The 14,840-nt window shown below is 65.0% G+C and carries 19 protein-coding genes; 17 read left to right on the top strand and 2 right to left on the bottom strand.

Features of this window, described 5'->3' with window-relative positions:
- Positions 1 to 319: 319 nt before the first annotated feature.
- From ON30_RS39835 to ON30_RS31585, 10 genes are all read left to right on the top strand, one after another.
- Positions 320 to 469 (top strand): hypothetical protein, encoded by a 150-nt coding sequence (locus tag ON30_RS39835; protein ID WP_157184007.1) that lies wholly within the window; start codon positions 320 to 322, stop codon positions 467 to 469.
- Positions 469 to 945, top strand: a complete 477-nt coding sequence (locus tag ON30_RS31625; protein WP_157184006.1) for a hypothetical protein — start codon at positions 469 to 471, stop codon at positions 943 to 945. Before ON30_RS39835 ends, ON30_RS31625 begins: the two co-directional genes overlap by 1 nt.
- Before the next feature lie 2 nt (positions 946 to 947).
- Positions 948 to 1,406, top strand: coding sequence for a DUF4254 domain-containing protein (locus ON30_RS36715; protein WP_157184005.1), 459 nt, complete (start codon positions 948 to 950; stop codon positions 1,404 to 1,406).
- A complete protein-coding gene (locus ON30_RS31615) occupies positions 1,406 to 1,852 on the top strand; it encodes a hypothetical protein (protein ID WP_040713554.1) in 447 nt (148 codons plus the stop codon). Before ON30_RS36715 ends, ON30_RS31615 begins: the two co-directional genes overlap by 1 nt.
- Before the next feature lie 181 nt (positions 1,853 to 2,033).
- Entirely contained in the window at positions 2,034 to 2,555 is a 522-nt protein-coding gene (locus tag ON30_RS31610) for a hypothetical protein (RefSeq protein ID WP_040713552.1), read from the top strand.
- A gap of 60 nt (positions 2,556 to 2,615) precedes the next feature.
- Positions 2,616 to 3,548 carry a nucleoside hydrolase gene (locus ON30_RS31605; protein WP_051030257.1) on the top strand — a complete coding sequence of 311 codons (933 nt, stop codon included), beginning with the start codon at positions 2,616 to 2,618 and terminating at the stop codon, positions 3,546 to 3,548.
- The gene (locus ON30_RS31600; protein ID WP_051030256.1) at positions 3,542 to 4,090 is read left to right on the top strand and encodes a hypothetical protein; all 549 of its coding nucleotides are present in this window, start codon (positions 3,542 to 3,544) and stop codon (positions 4,088 to 4,090) included. The genes ON30_RS31605 and ON30_RS31600 overlap by 7 nt, the downstream gene beginning before the upstream one ends.
- 154 nt (positions 4,091 to 4,244) lie before the next feature.
- Entirely contained in the window at positions 4,245 to 4,490 is a 246-nt protein-coding gene (locus ON30_RS31595; RefSeq protein WP_040713551.1) for a hypothetical protein, read from the top strand.
- A 228-nt stretch (positions 4,491 to 4,718) separates the two neighbouring features.
- Positions 4,719 to 5,039, top strand: a complete 321-nt coding sequence (locus tag ON30_RS31590) for a hypothetical protein (RefSeq protein ID WP_040713549.1) — start codon at positions 4,719 to 4,721, stop codon at positions 5,037 to 5,039.
- Positions 5,040 to 5,094: 55 nt separating this feature from the next.
- A complete protein-coding gene (locus ON30_RS31585) occupies positions 5,095 to 5,364 on the top strand; it encodes a hypothetical protein (protein ID WP_040713546.1) in 270 nt (89 codons plus the stop codon).
- Between the two features lie 357 nt (positions 5,365 to 5,721).
- Here ON30_RS31585 and ON30_RS31580 read toward each other — a convergent pair whose 3' ends face one another.
- Positions 5,722 to 5,979, bottom strand: a complete 258-nt coding sequence (locus tag ON30_RS31580; protein WP_040713545.1) for a hypothetical protein — start codon at positions 5,977 to 5,979, stop codon at positions 5,722 to 5,724.
- Positions 5,980 to 6,408: 429 nt separating this feature from the next.
- Between ON30_RS31580 and ON30_RS39830 the strand changes: the two genes are divergently transcribed.
- From ON30_RS39830 to ON30_RS39820, 4 genes are all read left to right on the top strand, one after another.
- Positions 6,409 to 6,663, top strand: coding sequence for a hypothetical protein (locus tag ON30_RS39830; RefSeq protein WP_157184004.1), 255 nt, complete (start codon positions 6,409 to 6,411; stop codon positions 6,661 to 6,663).
- A complete protein-coding gene (locus ON30_RS42450) occupies positions 6,660 to 6,944 on the top strand; it encodes a recombinase family protein (protein ID WP_373282665.1) in 285 nt (94 codons plus the stop codon). The genes ON30_RS39830 and ON30_RS42450 overlap by 4 nt, the downstream gene beginning before the upstream one ends.
- A gap of 301 nt (positions 6,945 to 7,245) precedes the next feature.
- The gene (locus tag ON30_RS39825) at positions 7,246 to 7,905 is read left to right on the top strand and encodes a HEPN domain-containing protein (RefSeq protein ID WP_157184003.1); all 660 of its coding nucleotides are present in this window, start codon (positions 7,246 to 7,248) and stop codon (positions 7,903 to 7,905) included.
- Positions 7,906 to 8,043: 138 nt separating this feature from the next.
- On the top strand, positions 8,044 to 8,907 hold the full coding sequence (locus tag ON30_RS39820) for a hypothetical protein (protein ID WP_157184002.1): 864 nt from the start codon (positions 8,044 to 8,046) through the stop codon (positions 8,905 to 8,907).
- A gap of 192 nt (positions 8,908 to 9,099) precedes the next feature.
- Here ON30_RS39820 and ON30_RS31565 read toward each other — a convergent pair whose 3' ends face one another.
- Entirely contained in the window at positions 9,100 to 10,068 is a 969-nt protein-coding gene (locus tag ON30_RS31565; protein ID WP_157184001.1) for a hypothetical protein, read from the bottom strand.
- Between the two features lie 302 nt (positions 10,069 to 10,370).
- Between ON30_RS31565 and ON30_RS31560 the strand changes: the two genes are divergently transcribed.
- From ON30_RS31560 to ON30_RS31550, 3 genes are all read left to right on the top strand, one after another.
- Positions 10,371 to 12,536, top strand: coding sequence for a KAP family P-loop NTPase fold protein (locus ON30_RS31560; RefSeq protein ID WP_083911840.1), 2,166 nt, complete (start codon positions 10,371 to 10,373; stop codon positions 12,534 to 12,536).
- 103 nt (positions 12,537 to 12,639) lie between these two features.
- On the top strand, positions 12,640 to 13,035 hold the full coding sequence (locus ON30_RS31555; RefSeq protein WP_157184000.1) for a hypothetical protein: 396 nt from the start codon (positions 12,640 to 12,642) through the stop codon (positions 13,033 to 13,035).
- Positions 13,032 to 14,840 (top strand): P-loop domain-containing protein (locus ON30_RS31550; protein WP_040713533.1); only part of this gene is annotated, 1,809 nt, incomplete at its 3' end. The genes ON30_RS31555 and ON30_RS31550, both read left to right, overlap by 4 nt.

Below are 14,840 nucleotides of genomic sequence, written 5' to 3'. Positions count from 1 at the left end.
CCGAACCGACCTGGGGAGCCAAAATGCGAAAACACGCATCTTCGCCACCGTCCAGCGCAGGACCCGTGCCCAGCGTCCGCAGCGTTGGACAGGGCAGGTGGGTAGCGAGCTACCTACCCGGCAGAACCCTAACCGACGACCAGGCGCTTGCCGCTATCCGCGCGGCCGAAAAGCTGAACGGTCTTGAGGACGATGCGGCGCTATTGGGTTTGACAGTCCCCCAACTCGTGGGGCTTGTCCTAATGGACGACGGTTCGCCACAGCGGTTGTGGCCGCTCGGCAGAACCTCCGACGTCCCAGGGCCGAACGAGCAGCGACAGTGAGCGTCCCGGGAGTCGTAGTCGCGGCGGCGGTGGCGGCGTTCAGCGCGGGGGCCGCGCGGGGGCGTCGAGACGCGGTGTTCGTGCGGGCGGAACTCGGGGCCGAGTTCGCGCGGATGATGCGGGATGCGCGGGCGGGGGTGTCGTGATGTTGAGCGGTTGTCACGGCCCGGCCGAGGTGGCCTATCTGTACCGGCGGCTCGGGTTCGAGAAGGTTTCGTGTGCGTACGGCCGGGTCTCGCTGGTGGCGTCCCCGCGTGTGGGCGCGGTGGTCGTCCCGCAGGCGTTCGCCGAGGCCGTGAAACACCGGGTACTGGCCTCCAAAGGGCGTGACTCGGTGCCGATCCTGACCCACGGGTCTCGCCACGACAGGAACTGGGTGTTCCTGGTCGGTCCGGCCTGGGGCGGCCGATGCGCGCGCCGGACGTTGGTCCGGTTGGCCGAGAACGGTGTGCGGTTGGTGGACGCGGGACAACGGATCTGGTTGCCGATGAACGACAACAGCATGGGTTGGCATTGGCTCACGCCCCCAGTCAAAGGCGTACCGCTGCCCTTGCGAACCACCGTGATCTCCGCTGCCCATGACCATCTCGAACGGCCCCGGGTCGAGTGGGCGGACGTATGACGATGGCCGCTGCGCGATACACCACTGCCGAGCTACTGCCACCTGCCGGTGAGCTGAGTGCCGCGATCCACGGTCGGCATATCGGCGTGCACGCGTTGACCCGCCTCGCCGCACGGCTCGGGGTGCTGCACCGGCGGGCTCGCACCTGTCCGCACACCGACGACGAGTGTGGTTGTGGCAGGACCGAGCTGATACTCGCGGTCGACCTGTGGGCGACGATGTGGCTGCCGCAACCACGCGCGGGCGCGCGGCTTCACACCGAGTCGTTGGGGTCGGTGCTCGATCGGATGGCACGGTCCCAGGTCGAGGCGTTCCGGCTGTTGATGACTCTTCCTCCGCGAGATCCGCGGGTGCTCGTGGCCTGGTACCGGGCGGCTGAATTGGTCGACGGCTACAACGATCTCGCCGACGCCCTCGTTCAGCGGGCGGTGCGGTTGCCCGCGCTCGGGGATGGCCTGTGATGGCCGTATCGCGCCCGGTCCTGCCGGACAAGGACGAACTCCTCGCGGCCTGTCGCGGGTTCCCCGACCTGCGCGACGACCCGGTCCTGACGGCGGCGGCCGAGTTGGCGGTGTTGCACCAAACTCGCGAGCAGATGCCGCATTCCGCGCTCGCGACGATGGACGGGTACCGCGAGCGGTGCATCCGCGCCGTCGACAACTGGGCGCTGCTGGTGCTGCCCGAACCCGAGCCCGACGCGCGGGTGCACACCCACACCATCGGCCAGGTCATCGACAACCTCGCCCGGCTCACCGCCCACACCTACACCGCCCTCGCCCAGGGCTCGGACGAGATGTTCTGGGCAGCGGCCGACATCGTCGACGACCACGCCGAGGCCTACACCGACCTCGTCGCCGAACTACTCGCTGGCACGCGCCGATTACCCCTGATCCTCACCGCGCCCTAACCGCCATCCCCCGGTCCAGAACCGTTCCCCCGCGCGGAACCCGCGCCGGGTCGCCGCGCGCTGCCCCAGTCACACCATCCGATGAGAGGAGCACATCATTTCCAGAAGCCGCAAGCCATCCCGCACACCCCGCCAGACCAGGACACACCGGCCGGTCGTGCGCCCCGGGGTGTTGCCCAGCATGTCCCGGCTGCAAGCCGTGTGGGCCGGTCTGACCCCCTCGGCGAACAACCTCGAACACGCCACCCATGCGTGCTTGACCCTGTGGCTATTGCAGTTCGCCGACCTCGACGTGCGCGCCGTGAACGATTGGTCCTTCCCTGGTCGCCTCGAGGCAGTGAAGGTGAGCACCGACGCCCTCGCACGTGCCATCGATGACGAGGTGACCTGGCGTCTGGGCAACCGCCCCGAACGAGTCACCCTCATCGCCGACGACTCCGACACCTCCACTGTCGGCGATCTGGTGGTCGGGATTGCGATGTTCACGATCCTGCACGAGAAGTTGGTCGAGGTCGTCGGCCGCGTCGACAACAACCCGCTCGCAACCCGGTTGCTGACACTGGGCCGTCAATACGACGCGACCATCAACGACCTGATCAACGGCAAGAGTCGACAACCCCGCCGACGTTCCCACGGCGCACCCCCGATCCAGGCCCCGGGCCGCATCGACCTGGTCCGCGACCCAACTCCCGGCCAACCGTGACCACAACCGCCTCGACTCCCCCTCACATCACCAGATAGCCCCCGAAAAGGAGACCGCGTCATGCCCGATCAACCCCTGTCCTCGGACCTGTGGACCGTTCAACCTGCCCCCGCCACCGGGCTCGTGATCCTGTCCACCGACATCGGATACGACCCCGACGACCTGTTCGCCCTCACCGCCGCCGCCCGTACCGTCGACAACCTCGTCGTGGTCACCAGCGACGAGGTCGGCGGCCTGCGCGCCGAGCTGGCCCGGCGGATGCTCGACCTGCTCGGGCGCGAGGACGTCGAGGTGCTCCGAGGCGTGGACCTCGGCGGGAAGCGCCGTTTCCTGCCCGACCCCGGCCAGGACATCCCCGACTACATCCGCCCGACCCCCGAGGAACAACTCGAAGCCGGCGGGGCCTCGATCAGTCGACTGGTCGACCTCGTCTTCGACAGCACGCACCACCCCGTGCACTGGGTCGGCTGCGGCCCGATGACCGAGCTGGCCCATCTGCTCGCCTCGGCTCCCGACGCGGCCGAACAGATACTCGTCACCCAGATGGGGGGTTGGCTGGACGACTACCGCAGCCCCGACCGCGCCGAGCACAACCTGCGCACCAACTCCCTCGCCGCGGGCGTGGCCCTGCGGATGCTGCCCTCACCGCGGCTGGTCCTGGCCGATCACACCAACAACCCCGCCATCCGCGTCACACCCGACTGGGACCTCATCCGCGCCCTGGACTCCGACCACGCCCCCGAATGGGCACGCCTGATCGGCACCCACTTCCACCGCTGGCTCGCACTCGGCTACGACGGCTCCTGGATGCACGACCCCCTCACCTTCACCGCCGCCCTCGCCTACCCCTTCATCGACTTCACCGAGACCCGGGTGCGGATCGAGGACGACGCCCGCCTCTACCGCGACCCCTACGGCCGAACCATGCGGGTCTCGGAAACCGTCCGCTACCCGGCGTTCGCGGAATGGCTGCACGAGGTGATCTCGTGGTGAGCCCCCGCGCGGTTCACCGCGGCGAGGGCGCCTCGACCGGTAGCGACACTCCATTCTGGCGTTGCCATTACTACCGCACCGTCTGCGGTCTTCCGGCGGAGGTCGACCCGAAGAGCGGTCTCATCACCTTCCGGGCCGGGCCGGTGTGGGCGCTCGAGATGCCCTCCCAGATCGCCCAAACGGTCAAGATCGACCTCGACCGCCGCCGCCTCGGCGGCGGACCGATCATCAGCCACCCCCGCAACGCGCGCTGGACATTCCTGATCGACTCCGACATCCCCACCCGACTCCTCGAACGCGACCACCAGCTGTGGGGGGACCGGATTCGACTACTCACCCAGGGCGAACAGATCTCACTGCCCTCGCCCACCGACTGCGGGGTGTTCAACCGCACCTGGATCACCGCCACTCACACCCCCCACCGGCCCTCGGGCACAACGGTAATCGAGTCCCTGCGCCGCGTTCTGCACACCATGCGCATGGTCGAGACGACCGCAGTGCTGCCCCGGCTGCCCACCCTCGCCGACGCCACGCCCGCCTGAAACGTATTCCGCCACACCATGCCCACCACCGACACCGGCCCGGCCCGCAGGGGCGGCGACGCGTGCCCGGGAACCACCCCGCGCGCCGGCTTCCGCCGCAGTCACCTCTCGTCCAGTCCCGTGGCCTGCCCTTGCGATCGAAGGAAACGACTCGATGTTCTTGCGCCTGTTCTCCCGCCTGTTCCCCGCCCACCTGTTCCCCAACCGCACCATCGCCGTGCTGCTCGTCATCGTCTACGCCCTCGTAATGGCGCTGATCATCGAAATGGTGGCGATATTGCTCTGGGCCAATATCTCGACGGACGACTGCACCACGGCCACCGGCCAAGCCGTCCTCACCAGCGAGACCCACATCACGGATCATCGCGTCCTCGCCCCCGTGATCACCGCTCGAGCCTGACGCTGGCTCGCGGGTGAGGCGCGCGTCAGCGCCCACGCCCCGGACCTCATCAGACCCCGTCCCGCACCGAATCGGGCGGGCACCACAAATGCCTCCCCACACCGCCAGGCCCTGAGCCCGACGCCCTACGTCGCAAGTGTGGGGAAATCGGCCCCCGCGACCTCGCCGCGCGTCCCGGACTCCCCCGGGGAGGGCGCGGGGGCCACCCCCGACCCGAGGAGTGAACCATTGCCCCGCAACGCGATCGGACTACTGCACCTCGGCTACCCCGACCAGCTACTCGCCGCGCAGACCACTATCGAAGACCTCGCGCAACGCTACGACTACACGATCCGCGACTACGCATGGCTCGACTTCGACACGTTCATGCCGGCCGCCTACATCATCGCCACCGCCGCTCAAGCCGAAGCCGTGGTCATCCTCGCCGCCAACCTCGACCACTTCGGCACCGCTTACAAAGCCGTCCCCCGCGCCTGCCCCGTCAGACTGCCCACCGGACTCATCCCCGGACCCGACGCCCTCGCCTACCACACCCAGCACCTTCGGTGAACCGCCCGGACCTACCCCGACCCGACCGTCGCCCCAGAGCACAGGAGCCGAACGAATGCGCCGAACCACCTTCGAGATACCCCTCAGCCCACGCGACTACGACCTGCTCACCACGCAGGCCGCGATCCGCAACCAGGCAGTGCCCGAACTGACCCGAGAGCTTCTCACCGACGCCCTCCACCGCACGCTCGACCCCGACGAAATCGAACGCCGACTCGACCACGAACGACAACGCCTACTCACCGCGGCGAGACGACTCCGCGACAGAACCCAACACACCGACAACCCCGACCCCGATACACCACTGCCCGATCCGACTGGCTGACTATGAGGTGGCACGTACGGCGGACCCGAGAGCACTGGATAGGCGTCTCAGGATCGAATTAGCGGAACACCTCGCGCCCACGGTTACTCTGCTGGTATGAGCCCGACACCATACGCATCGTCAGACGTCCTCGACGTCGACATCGTGTGGACAAAGTTAGCTCCGGTCACAATCGACTGCTCGAACTTGCGCAGCCGCCGAGCGAACTCGATCGATACCAGTGCGTTCTTGTCTACTGCCAAGGACTACGTCGTTCGAGACAATAGTTCCCTGCGCACGAGTCTCGAAATGCTGTGGGCAGAACTCATCCAGCCCCGGTCCGGCCAGGACCGGTCTCGCCTGCCAGCGGTATACCTCTTACACGGGGCGCAGCAGCCACACCGGCCTGCCGGTCTCAAATCGCTTCCCGTTACTGAACTTAGACTCGGCAGTGCCGACATCGAGCAGCGGGTATTCGGCAAGCCGAAGGAAGCCGCTGGCAACACCCGCGACGTCTTTTTCACCAGAGGCTTTGTGACGCAGGTCAAAAGTTTCTATGACTTCGATCGCCCCCCTGTAGCAGAAGTCGTCGCGTCGCTCTGGCGCGACATCGCGGAAGCTGGTCCGCGCCTGCACGGGGAGTCCGGGACTCGCTGGCCTGCCGAGTCGGGGCCTTCATCAAGTGCGGTAGCGGGCACGAAACTCGCCGCACTGTTGAACAGTGTCACCAGTACCCTGCACCACGCAGTCGTTTCTACCTACGATCGCCTCTGGCGCCTCACCCACACCGCCCGCGAAGTCATCGGCCTATCCAGAGCTCTCCGACATTCACCTCACCACCGACGGCACACCACCACCGGGGCCGATTGCGACCCTCTCCGCGGGTGCATAGTGCACGGGTACGTTCGCATCGCCCCTCCTGGGCATGCGGTGACCTCGTCGGCGAGTGTGTGCCGTGGCCCGAACAGCACTCCAGCTGGTTCCGAAATCCAAAATCCTCTGTGGGGTTTGCGCAACGAACATTGACATACAGCGCACTCCCCGTGCTCACCACTGGAGTGCACTTTGTCGAATCTGCCCGATCTGTCGTTAGAAACCGCACCGACCATCGCCTATCTCCTCTCGCTGCCCTTGGTAGTGCTGACCGTGCTGACGCTGCTGACGGCACTCGTCGCTCTCTTCGGCCAACCGCCTTACAACGAACGCGCACACTGCCTGTTCGACGCGACCCTCGACGCACTGCTGTCGCTGCTAGCCGCCCTTCTCCGCGTAACTCGTCTCCCTCGTGATCACCGTCGTCCTCGCAGGCGGCGCAAGTGAGCACCAGACGCGGCCGAGGAAGGCCGCCCAGTGTCCACGACTCGGTAGTCCACCGCATCATGACGATGAGGCACGACGGCGTCGGATACCGGGGAATCTGTGCGGTCTTGAATCAGGAAGGAGTGCCCACCCCCGCAGGTAGCCGACACTGGTACCCGTCTCACATCTCCCGGCTGCTGTACACCCGCAACGTCGCCGACCGCTTCGGACCACCCCCCGAACCAGCCGCCACGACGGGGATGAGCGCCGGGGCGCAACGCAAGCGGCGGACCGCACTGTAAGACCGTCGTGGTGCACCGCTGGACGGTTCGGGACATGTCGGCAGCCTTCACCGCTGGGTTCGTGAGGTAGAGGTCCCGGATCTGTTGACTGCTACCGATACGACAGGGCCGCCGGGGCACCCGGCGGCCCTGTCGTATCGGCCGTGATATCCCCGCCCTACGGTCGATCGATCGGTTGACCATGTCCGCACGGAAACCCGAGTCGTTCTCATTCCCAGGTTCGGCACGCCTCTCCAGGCCCGACGGAAGGAAGGTAGATCGCCACCGCTACCCCAGTATGCGGCCGAGGCAGGATAGAGCCGTGGTGGACAATGAACCGGATCTGACGTCGATCGAATTCTTCTCGAACGCATACGTTATGACGTACTTGACGCTGAGGCAGGACGTCCAGAACTTGCTTGTCGCACACCCTTCTCAGAGCGGATCACCCGGTCGGCCGGCAGGTGACACGGGTCCTCTGCTCCGGTCCGCGATCGTGCTGATGCACACAGCCTGGGAGAACTATGTCGAGCAGACCGCGATCCAAGGACTCGATGATCTATTGAGGAGAATCGGTTCTGACCACACCAAGCTGCCACGTGAGCTGCGGTCCGAACTCGGCAAAACGAAAAACCCGTGGGCGCTCGCGGGCGATGGATGGAAAGCCGCAGCCAAGAACGCAGTTGCTCGTGAGGCAGATCAACTCAACACTCCGACCGTCGAGAAGACAGAGAACCTGCTCAACCTGGCGATCGGCCTCCCGACTGCTCTCCACACTGTTTCGTGGCAAGGCACAAGCAACCAGAAGGTGCGAGCCAGCCTGGACGAATTCGTTACCAAGCTGCGAGGGGAGATCGTTCACAAGGGCACAACTCCCGGACGCCTCCACAAGGGTGAAGTCGAAGGTTGGATCAAGTTCTTCGATCGTCTCGTGTCACAGCTCGATTCGAAGGTCCTCAAACACCTGGACTCCGTGCACTGACGACACACGGTTGGTTTTGAGCGCGAAATTCGACACCACCCGAGCGCGAATCTCGACACCACCACCGCGGCCTCCGATGCTCGTAACCGCGAATCTCGACACCACTCCGGCCGACCAGGAATCGGTCTCGTCTCGGCGATGCGGTTCGGCGGGCAGCGGATCGGCGCTGATCTGGGCCTTGGCTCCCTGTCGACCCGTCGCGCCGCCCGCGCGGTCTACGTCGAGACGGCCCACCGGACCAACCGGAGCGGTGTCGAAATTCGCGCTCAGAACTTGCCGGTGCCGCGCCCGAAGTGGTGGCGAAATTCGCGCCGAAGTGGTGTCAGTTTCCGCGCTCATAGCCACACGGTCCACTCCCGAGTAGCGACCAACCAGCGTCGCACCGTCGGCAGCTACGAGACAGGCCAGCCGTGCGCACGAAAACATGTCAGTGCCCTGAGCCATGCTGGTCCTCAACGTCTTCGAATTCAGGGGGTCTTCATGCAACGGGAATCACGCAGGTCTGAGCGCACGGATGACGGCTTCTTCGTTCATCATGTGTGCCTACGCCCAGGCGATTCCAACGATTCGCCGGTGTGGAATGCCTACATCCGGCCTCTGGTGGAACCGTTCGTCGATGACGACAGTGCGTACCGGTACGCCAACGAAGAGGAATTCCACGAGCTGATCTGGAAGGTATGGTCGGACGCCGGTGTCGACAACGACGTCACCCTCGAGCACGAGGACGAGCTCTCAACAGGCGGCTCAAGTGCACGTGGCAGCCGCATCGACTTCCGTGCCTACTACGACGACGGACACCGAGTAGGGGTGGAGATCAAGGCCGTCAGCCAGTGGACCTACGATATCGTCCAAGATCAGCTCGTCCGATACGCGGAAACCGGCGAACTCGACTCGATTTTGCTGCTCACCGCCGATCCAGAGATGACCGAAATCGACTGGCCCCGCCATCTGACGGTGCCACTGTTCGTCGTCTTGCTCAACGGTCGTCGCGGCCTCCTGTAGGTTTTCGCACCCGTGACCTGCACGGGAACTACCACCACCGCTAACCGATGGCTCGGAGCGAGCTCCTGCACCTGGCCGGTCCCCGATAGCGAGACCATGAATGGCCCCGGACTCTCTGTATACGGGTGACTGTCATCCGCTGCGGTAGACCCTCGCCGGGAACCGGCGATCCTGCTTCGACGTTCTGAATTTTCAATCCGGGTCGGCGCGGAAGACGCTCCACCGGTGCAGCACCTCGCGGTCGATGCCAGGAGGCAACTCGGCCAGCAAGGATCCGTCGATGAGGTCCAGAGTCAATCGCGGGGGCTGACGCGAGTCGCGGGTCGCCATGCTCCACATGCCGAACCCGATGTACATGCGCGCACTGAGCGCGCGAGCACCTCGGCCGAACGCCTTGTCGACCAAGTCCCTGGCCCCGCAGACGAACAACACTTCATGCTGATCCTCGCCGTCCGGGGTGGCGACATCGGCGCGTACCCATGCCCAGTCGCGTCGCGCGACCACACCGTAGGTGCGGGGCCGGAAGATCACCACCACCGGGTGGACCGGCACCGTCCGGCGCAGATGTCGCACCAGCGTGTGTGTGCGTTGCGGGGTGTAGAGGAAGTTCATCCACTCGACGTCGTGGCCGTGGCAGGTGGCCCGGAACTCGACCTCGGGGTGCTCGTTCATCACCTGATACCTGCTAAGCAGTTCGGCGATCTTGGCGGCGGTGTTGAGCAGTTTCATTCCTTGCTCGGCGAACACCGCGCCCTCGGGGTTCGTCGGTTCGGCGACAGCTGTGCGCACGGTCGGGGAGAAGGTCTGGGGCCACGGGAGCCGATACAGCGGTACCAGCGCCCCGGTCTCGGGGTGGGTGACGGGCCGGTCGCGGCGTAACTGGCCGTCGCTTTCCGCGGTGAGGACGGTGATGATCTGGGCGAGGTTGTAGACACAGTGGGTGCTGTGATCGTTGGGACGGCCGCCACTGGAAGGGTTGCGGGCGAAATGTGCTGCGCGCCCGTGGGTTTTCTCTGTCCGCGCGATCTCGGCCACCGGGTGCACCCGCGCCCCGCAGCCGATGGTGTAGCAGGCCAACGGCTTCGGCCACGACTGCCCGTGTTCGGCGATCTGGGAGGCTGGGAGAATCGCGCCTGTTTCCGGGTGGCGAGCGCGTGACATCGCGACCTTCGATGGATGCTTCTGTTCCTCTACCATCACAGCCCACCCGCCCCGGTTCGTGCCTGCTCACTCCAGAGTAGGACCGAAACGAACCGGCACCAGGCATTGAACTGAAAAGTGTTAGCGGAAACCGAATCCGGGCTCTGCATTGGCGACGTTCACCGTTCGCCGCGAGAGGGGTTGAACACATGAACCCGCCTCGGGTGCTTGGTCGCGGACATGCTGGCCCCAGCGATCCCCCATCGACTCTGTGCACGATCATCCCGGGACCGGACCACATGCACGAGTAGGCTCTTCGACCTATGAGCAACGAGCGAGTTTCGCTTGAGAACGGCAGCGACGCGGCGATCACAACCCAGAGCCAGGACAACCTTTCCAGGGCCGTCTTCGCGACTCGGATCGCACAACGCATCGCGAGATCAGGCACCGGCCCCAGTGTCGTGTTCGGCCTAGCAGGCCCCTGGGGAAGCGGCAAGACCTCGATGCTCAACATGATCACCGAAGCACTGGAGGACTTCTCCGCCCAGCCCGACTCCGCGACCGGTCTATGGTCGATCGCTCATTTCACCCCTTGGGCCGCATCCGACATCGATTCCCTCATCACCGAGTTCTACACCGCCATCGCATCCGCCCTCCCCACCCAAGCACGCGCAGCGCGAGATCTGCTCAAGGCCGCCACACCGATAGCAACCAACGTCGCCAAGAAGCTGGCGACGGCCGTCATCGAAAAATACGCACCCGGCGGTGTCGACGCAGCATGGCAAGCCGGTGTCGACGCGCTGGACGAACAACGCGGCACGGCGAGCGCTGCCGATGATCCCTTCCAGCAACGATTCGACAAGATCGCCAACGCGATCGAGCACACAGGAACCAGGGTGCTCGTCGTTGTGGATGATCTCGACCGTCTGCACACCGACGAACTTCTCGCCGTCATGAAGGCGGTCCGACTGCTCGGGCGTTTCCCGAACGTGCACTACCTGCTCGCCTACGACAAGACCTCGATACTCGACCTGTTGACCGGCTCCGACCTCGCCCGCGACAATCGAGACCGCGCCCACCGCTACCTCGAGAAGATCGTCCAGTATCCGTTCCTCATCCCCCCGATCCAGCGACCTCACATCGAGAACGAGCTCCGCCGCGAACTCGAAACCGTCGTCGGCAATCTCGGGCTTTCGATCGAGGACCCGGCTGCTCGATACCTCTTCGATGAGTTGATTGAGGTTCTACCCAACCCGGAGAGTCTGACCTTGCGCAGCATCAAACAACTGTGCCTCCAGACCGATGTGCTGTGCTCGCTGGTCGGCCCCGGCGAGGTCGACCTGTTCGACGCTGCGGTCATCACCTACATCCGCCTGAACTACCCCGACCTCTACGACCGACTCCAAACGTGGCGCCGCGCGCTGCTCGCCCCCCGGGACCACACTTCGACCCCACCCGAGCAATGGACTGAGCGTATTCGCGCTGCCGCCCCGGATGGCACAGACGACGACACTGTGGTCGCGATCTACCGGATGCTGGTCGCTCTGTTCCCCGCCCTGCCGCACCAGCAGGGTGCAATGTGGACACAACGCTCGGCGGACTGCCGAATCAACGACCGCGACTACTTCGACCGTTATTTCCAGTTCGCGATCCCCGAAGGCGATCTGAGCGACGCGCAGATACGTATAGAGTTCCAGGAACTCCTCGATCGCGGGACTCTCGATGACACTTCGATCATCAGCGATTGCCTCGCCAACCGACCGCAACGACGCATCTTGTTGAACAAGATGTTTCGCGCCCTGACCCTCCTCGAACCGGCCACATCCGCCGCCAGCGCCGCCGCTGCGGGCTGGCTCACACATCGAGTAGCGCCACGAAAGGGCGACCTGCATACCGACTGGGGCACAGTCATCTTCGCGCTTCTCTTCCATTCGGTGGCTAATGCCGACTCCGACGAAGACGGCCGTCGCATCCTCAACGCCTACTGCGAAGAGTTCGGCCTCCACCACGCCATGTGCATACTGATCCACTACCGTGATCGAGAACCGATTTGGAGTGACCGACTGTCGGCCGCCTCACACGACATCCGTGAACAGGTCGTACAAGCCTGCGTGCTCGACCTGCGGACGCCAACCGTAGCAATCGGCGATGGACTCCTGTCCTACGTGCACGCCCTCGATGACACCATGTGGGAACAGATCCGAGCAGCAATGCGCGGCAGTGGGATCTCTCAACTGGACATCGCCGCACGTTTCGTCGGCACCTCACAAACAGGCCCCACGAACGCACCGATCTTGAATGAATTCTACGAGGAGTGGTTCCTGAAAGTCGTTCCCGAAGACGAGCTTGATCTGAGTCAGTTCGAGGCCCCTACCACCATCGTCAGCACCGACCTCTCGATGGACGGTCGGCGAGCATTCGCAGCTCAGGCGCTACACCGTGTCTCACCGCCACGCGCGGCGAGAAACGGCAGCCCGGAAATGAACTGAGACAACCGACCCGCGACTATGACAGCAACCGTCGAAACTGTCACGGTGGCCCACTGCTTGTGTGCCAGCATCGTGGTGTCGGCTGATTTTCGGTCGTGAGGCTGTGAACGATTTCGGGCGGGAGGATGACGTGGTGGCAGGACAGACGTGGTCGCGGATAGTGCTGCCGACAGCAGCTACTGCGGTGATGACCACGGGGTTGGCGGTGGCGGTGAACTATGCGACCGGTGGGGATCATTCGGTCTGGATGTGGGTGGCCGTCGGCGTGCTGACCGTGGGCGTGTTCGCGGCCTCCCTGTGGGTCCAGCGAGGGCAGTCGGCACCCTCTCGGGAGCCCGCCGCCGGTGTCGATCTCCGCAACGTGAAAGCCGGAAGGGCATTGCGGGTCAATGGAATACGCGCCGCCGGTACCGGTGTCAGAGCACGGAAGGTGCGCTCTGGCAGTGACATGACCTTCGAGGACATCCACACCGGCCGCGACGACACGACGCACCCGTGACCGACGACGCCCGTAAGTCAGCGCCGCACTACGACCTCGACCGGGTCAAAGCCGGGCGTGATCTGACGATCAATCACACCGAGCACCACTACCCGGCCGGTGCGGTGTCGAACGCGGCGCTGCTTACCGGCAGGTCACTGTATGTGTCACAGGTGCGTGAGTTCCTTGCACCGGTCGACGGACTGAGAGGCCGCGACCACGAACTCGAGGAGTTGGCGGCGTTCTGCCGCGGTGAGGACCCCTACCTGTGGATCAAGGCCAAGCCGTGGGCGGGGAAAACCGCTTTGCTGTCATGGTTCACCCTCTACCCGCCACAGGGGGTGACGGTGATCGGCTTCTTCATCACCGACCGGCTCGCCGACCAGAACACCCACACCGCCTTCACCGCCGCCATCTTCGACCAACTCGCGGTCCTGCTACCGGACCAACGAGCATTGATCGCCTCCGCGACCATCAACCGCGACGGACTCCGCAATGAACTGCTCACCCTGGCCGCTCGCCACGAAGCCGACAGGGGTCGCCGCTTGGTGTTGGTGGTGGACGGACTGGATGAGGACACCGGCAAACCACCGATCGTGACCCTGTTGCCGACACGGCCGGACCCAAACCTGCGGATCGTGGTCGCCAGCCGTCACGGCCCCACGCTGCCCATCTCCCGCAAGCACCCCCTCATCACAGCCGAGACTCGACCACTGCGCTCCTCCCCTTTCGCCGCCGACGTCCGTGAACAGGCTCTCGCCGAACTCGGTGCCCTCTTGCACGGTTCTGACAACCACCGTGACTTGCTCGCGCTGATAACTACCGCCAACGGCCTCACCGCTTCCGAACTCACCGACCTCACGGGCATGGCGCCGTTCGAGATCGATGGACTGCTGCACGCCGTCGCGGGACGAAGCCTGCGCACCCGCTCGCACTACTCCGGTCCCGATGGCACCGGAGACCCGGTCTACGTACTGGCCCACGAAACCCTGCAACGCACCGCAGAAACCGCACTCGGCACCACCTACATCAACCGATGCCTCGAACGGTTACACGCCTGGGCCGACCGCTACCGCGACCTCGCATGGCCGGACGATACTCCCGACTTCCTGCTACGGCGCTACTTCCCGATCCTGGATAAACACAACAACTATCCACGGATGACAGAGGCGGCACTCGACGCCGCCCGCCACGACAGGATGCGCACGCACACCGGCGGCGACGTGAATGCACTCGCCGAGATCCGAGTCGTGCAACAGCACATCTGCGATCAATCCGACCCTGACTTGCTTACCGCCGCCCGCCTGGCCCGCCACCGCGACGAACTCCACTCTCGCTACGAAGGGATCTCAACAGCACTACCAGCCACTTGGGCACGCCTCGGCCAACCTGACCGAGCAGCAACTATCGCCCGCAGCATCAGCAGCTTCTGGCATCGAGCTGACGCCCTTGCCCGGATCGCGACCGCGATCGCAACCACCCACCCCGACCGCGCCGAAAACATCGCCCGAAGCATCACCGAACCTCAGCAACAAGCCCAGGCCCTCGCCCGGATCGCGGGCGCGATCGCAACCACCCACCCCGACCGCGGCGAAAACATCGCCCGGAGCATTGAGGATCGTTGGCAACAAGCCCAGGCCCATGCCCGGATCGCCAGGGCTATCGCAGCCACCGACCCCGACCGCGCCGAAAACATCGCCCACAGCATCACCGACCTGTCGCGGCGAGTCCAAGCCTTTGCCTGGATCGCGAGGGCTATCGCAACCAGCGACCCCGTCCGCGCCGGTCAACTCACTGACCAGGCCGAAGCCATCACCAACAACCTC

It is taken from the genome of Nocardia takedensis NBRC 100417 (genome assembly GCF_000308695.1).
Classification (GTDB): Bacteria; Actinomycetota; Actinomycetes; order Mycobacteriales; family Mycobacteriaceae; genus Nocardia; species Nocardia takedensis.
The sequence above is the reverse complement of the archived record's forward strand: the minus strand, read 5'-3'. Positions and strand labels throughout refer to the sequence as shown.

Coding starts and splice junctions, on each gene's coding strand:
- ON30_RS39820 (WP_157184002.1), top strand. CDS start 8,044: ATGCGGTTCGGCGGGCAGCGGATCGGCGCTGATCTGGGCCTTGGCTCC.
- ON30_RS36715 (WP_157184005.1), top strand. CDS start 948: ATGGCCGCTGCGCGATACACCACTGCCGAGCTACTGCCACCTGCCGGT.
- ON30_RS31585 (WP_040713546.1), top strand. CDS start 5,095: ATGCGCCGAACCACCTTCGAGATACCCCTCAGCCCACGCGACTACGAC.
- ON30_RS31605 (WP_051030257.1), top strand. CDS start 2,616: ATGCCCGATCAACCCCTGTCCTCGGACCTGTGGACCGTTCAACCTGCC.
- ON30_RS31560 (WP_083911840.1), top strand. CDS start 10,371: ATGAGCAACGAGCGAGTTTCGCTTGAGAACGGCAGCGACGCGGCGATC.
- ON30_RS31615 (WP_040713554.1), top strand. CDS start 1,406: ATGGCCGTATCGCGCCCGGTCCTGCCGGACAAGGACGAACTCCTCGCG.
- ON30_RS31595 (WP_040713551.1), top strand. CDS start 4,245: ATGTTCTTGCGCCTGTTCTCCCGCCTGTTCCCCGCCCACCTGTTCCCC.
- ON30_RS31625 (WP_157184006.1), top strand. CDS start 469: ATGTTGAGCGGTTGTCACGGCCCGGCCGAGGTGGCCTATCTGTACCGG.
- ON30_RS31565 (WP_157184001.1), bottom strand. CDS start 10,068: ATGTCACGCGCTCGCCACCCGGAAACAGGCGCGATTCTCCCAGCCTCC.
- ON30_RS31610 (WP_040713552.1), top strand. CDS start 2,034: ATGTCCCGGCTGCAAGCCGTGTGGGCCGGTCTGACCCCCTCGGCGAAC.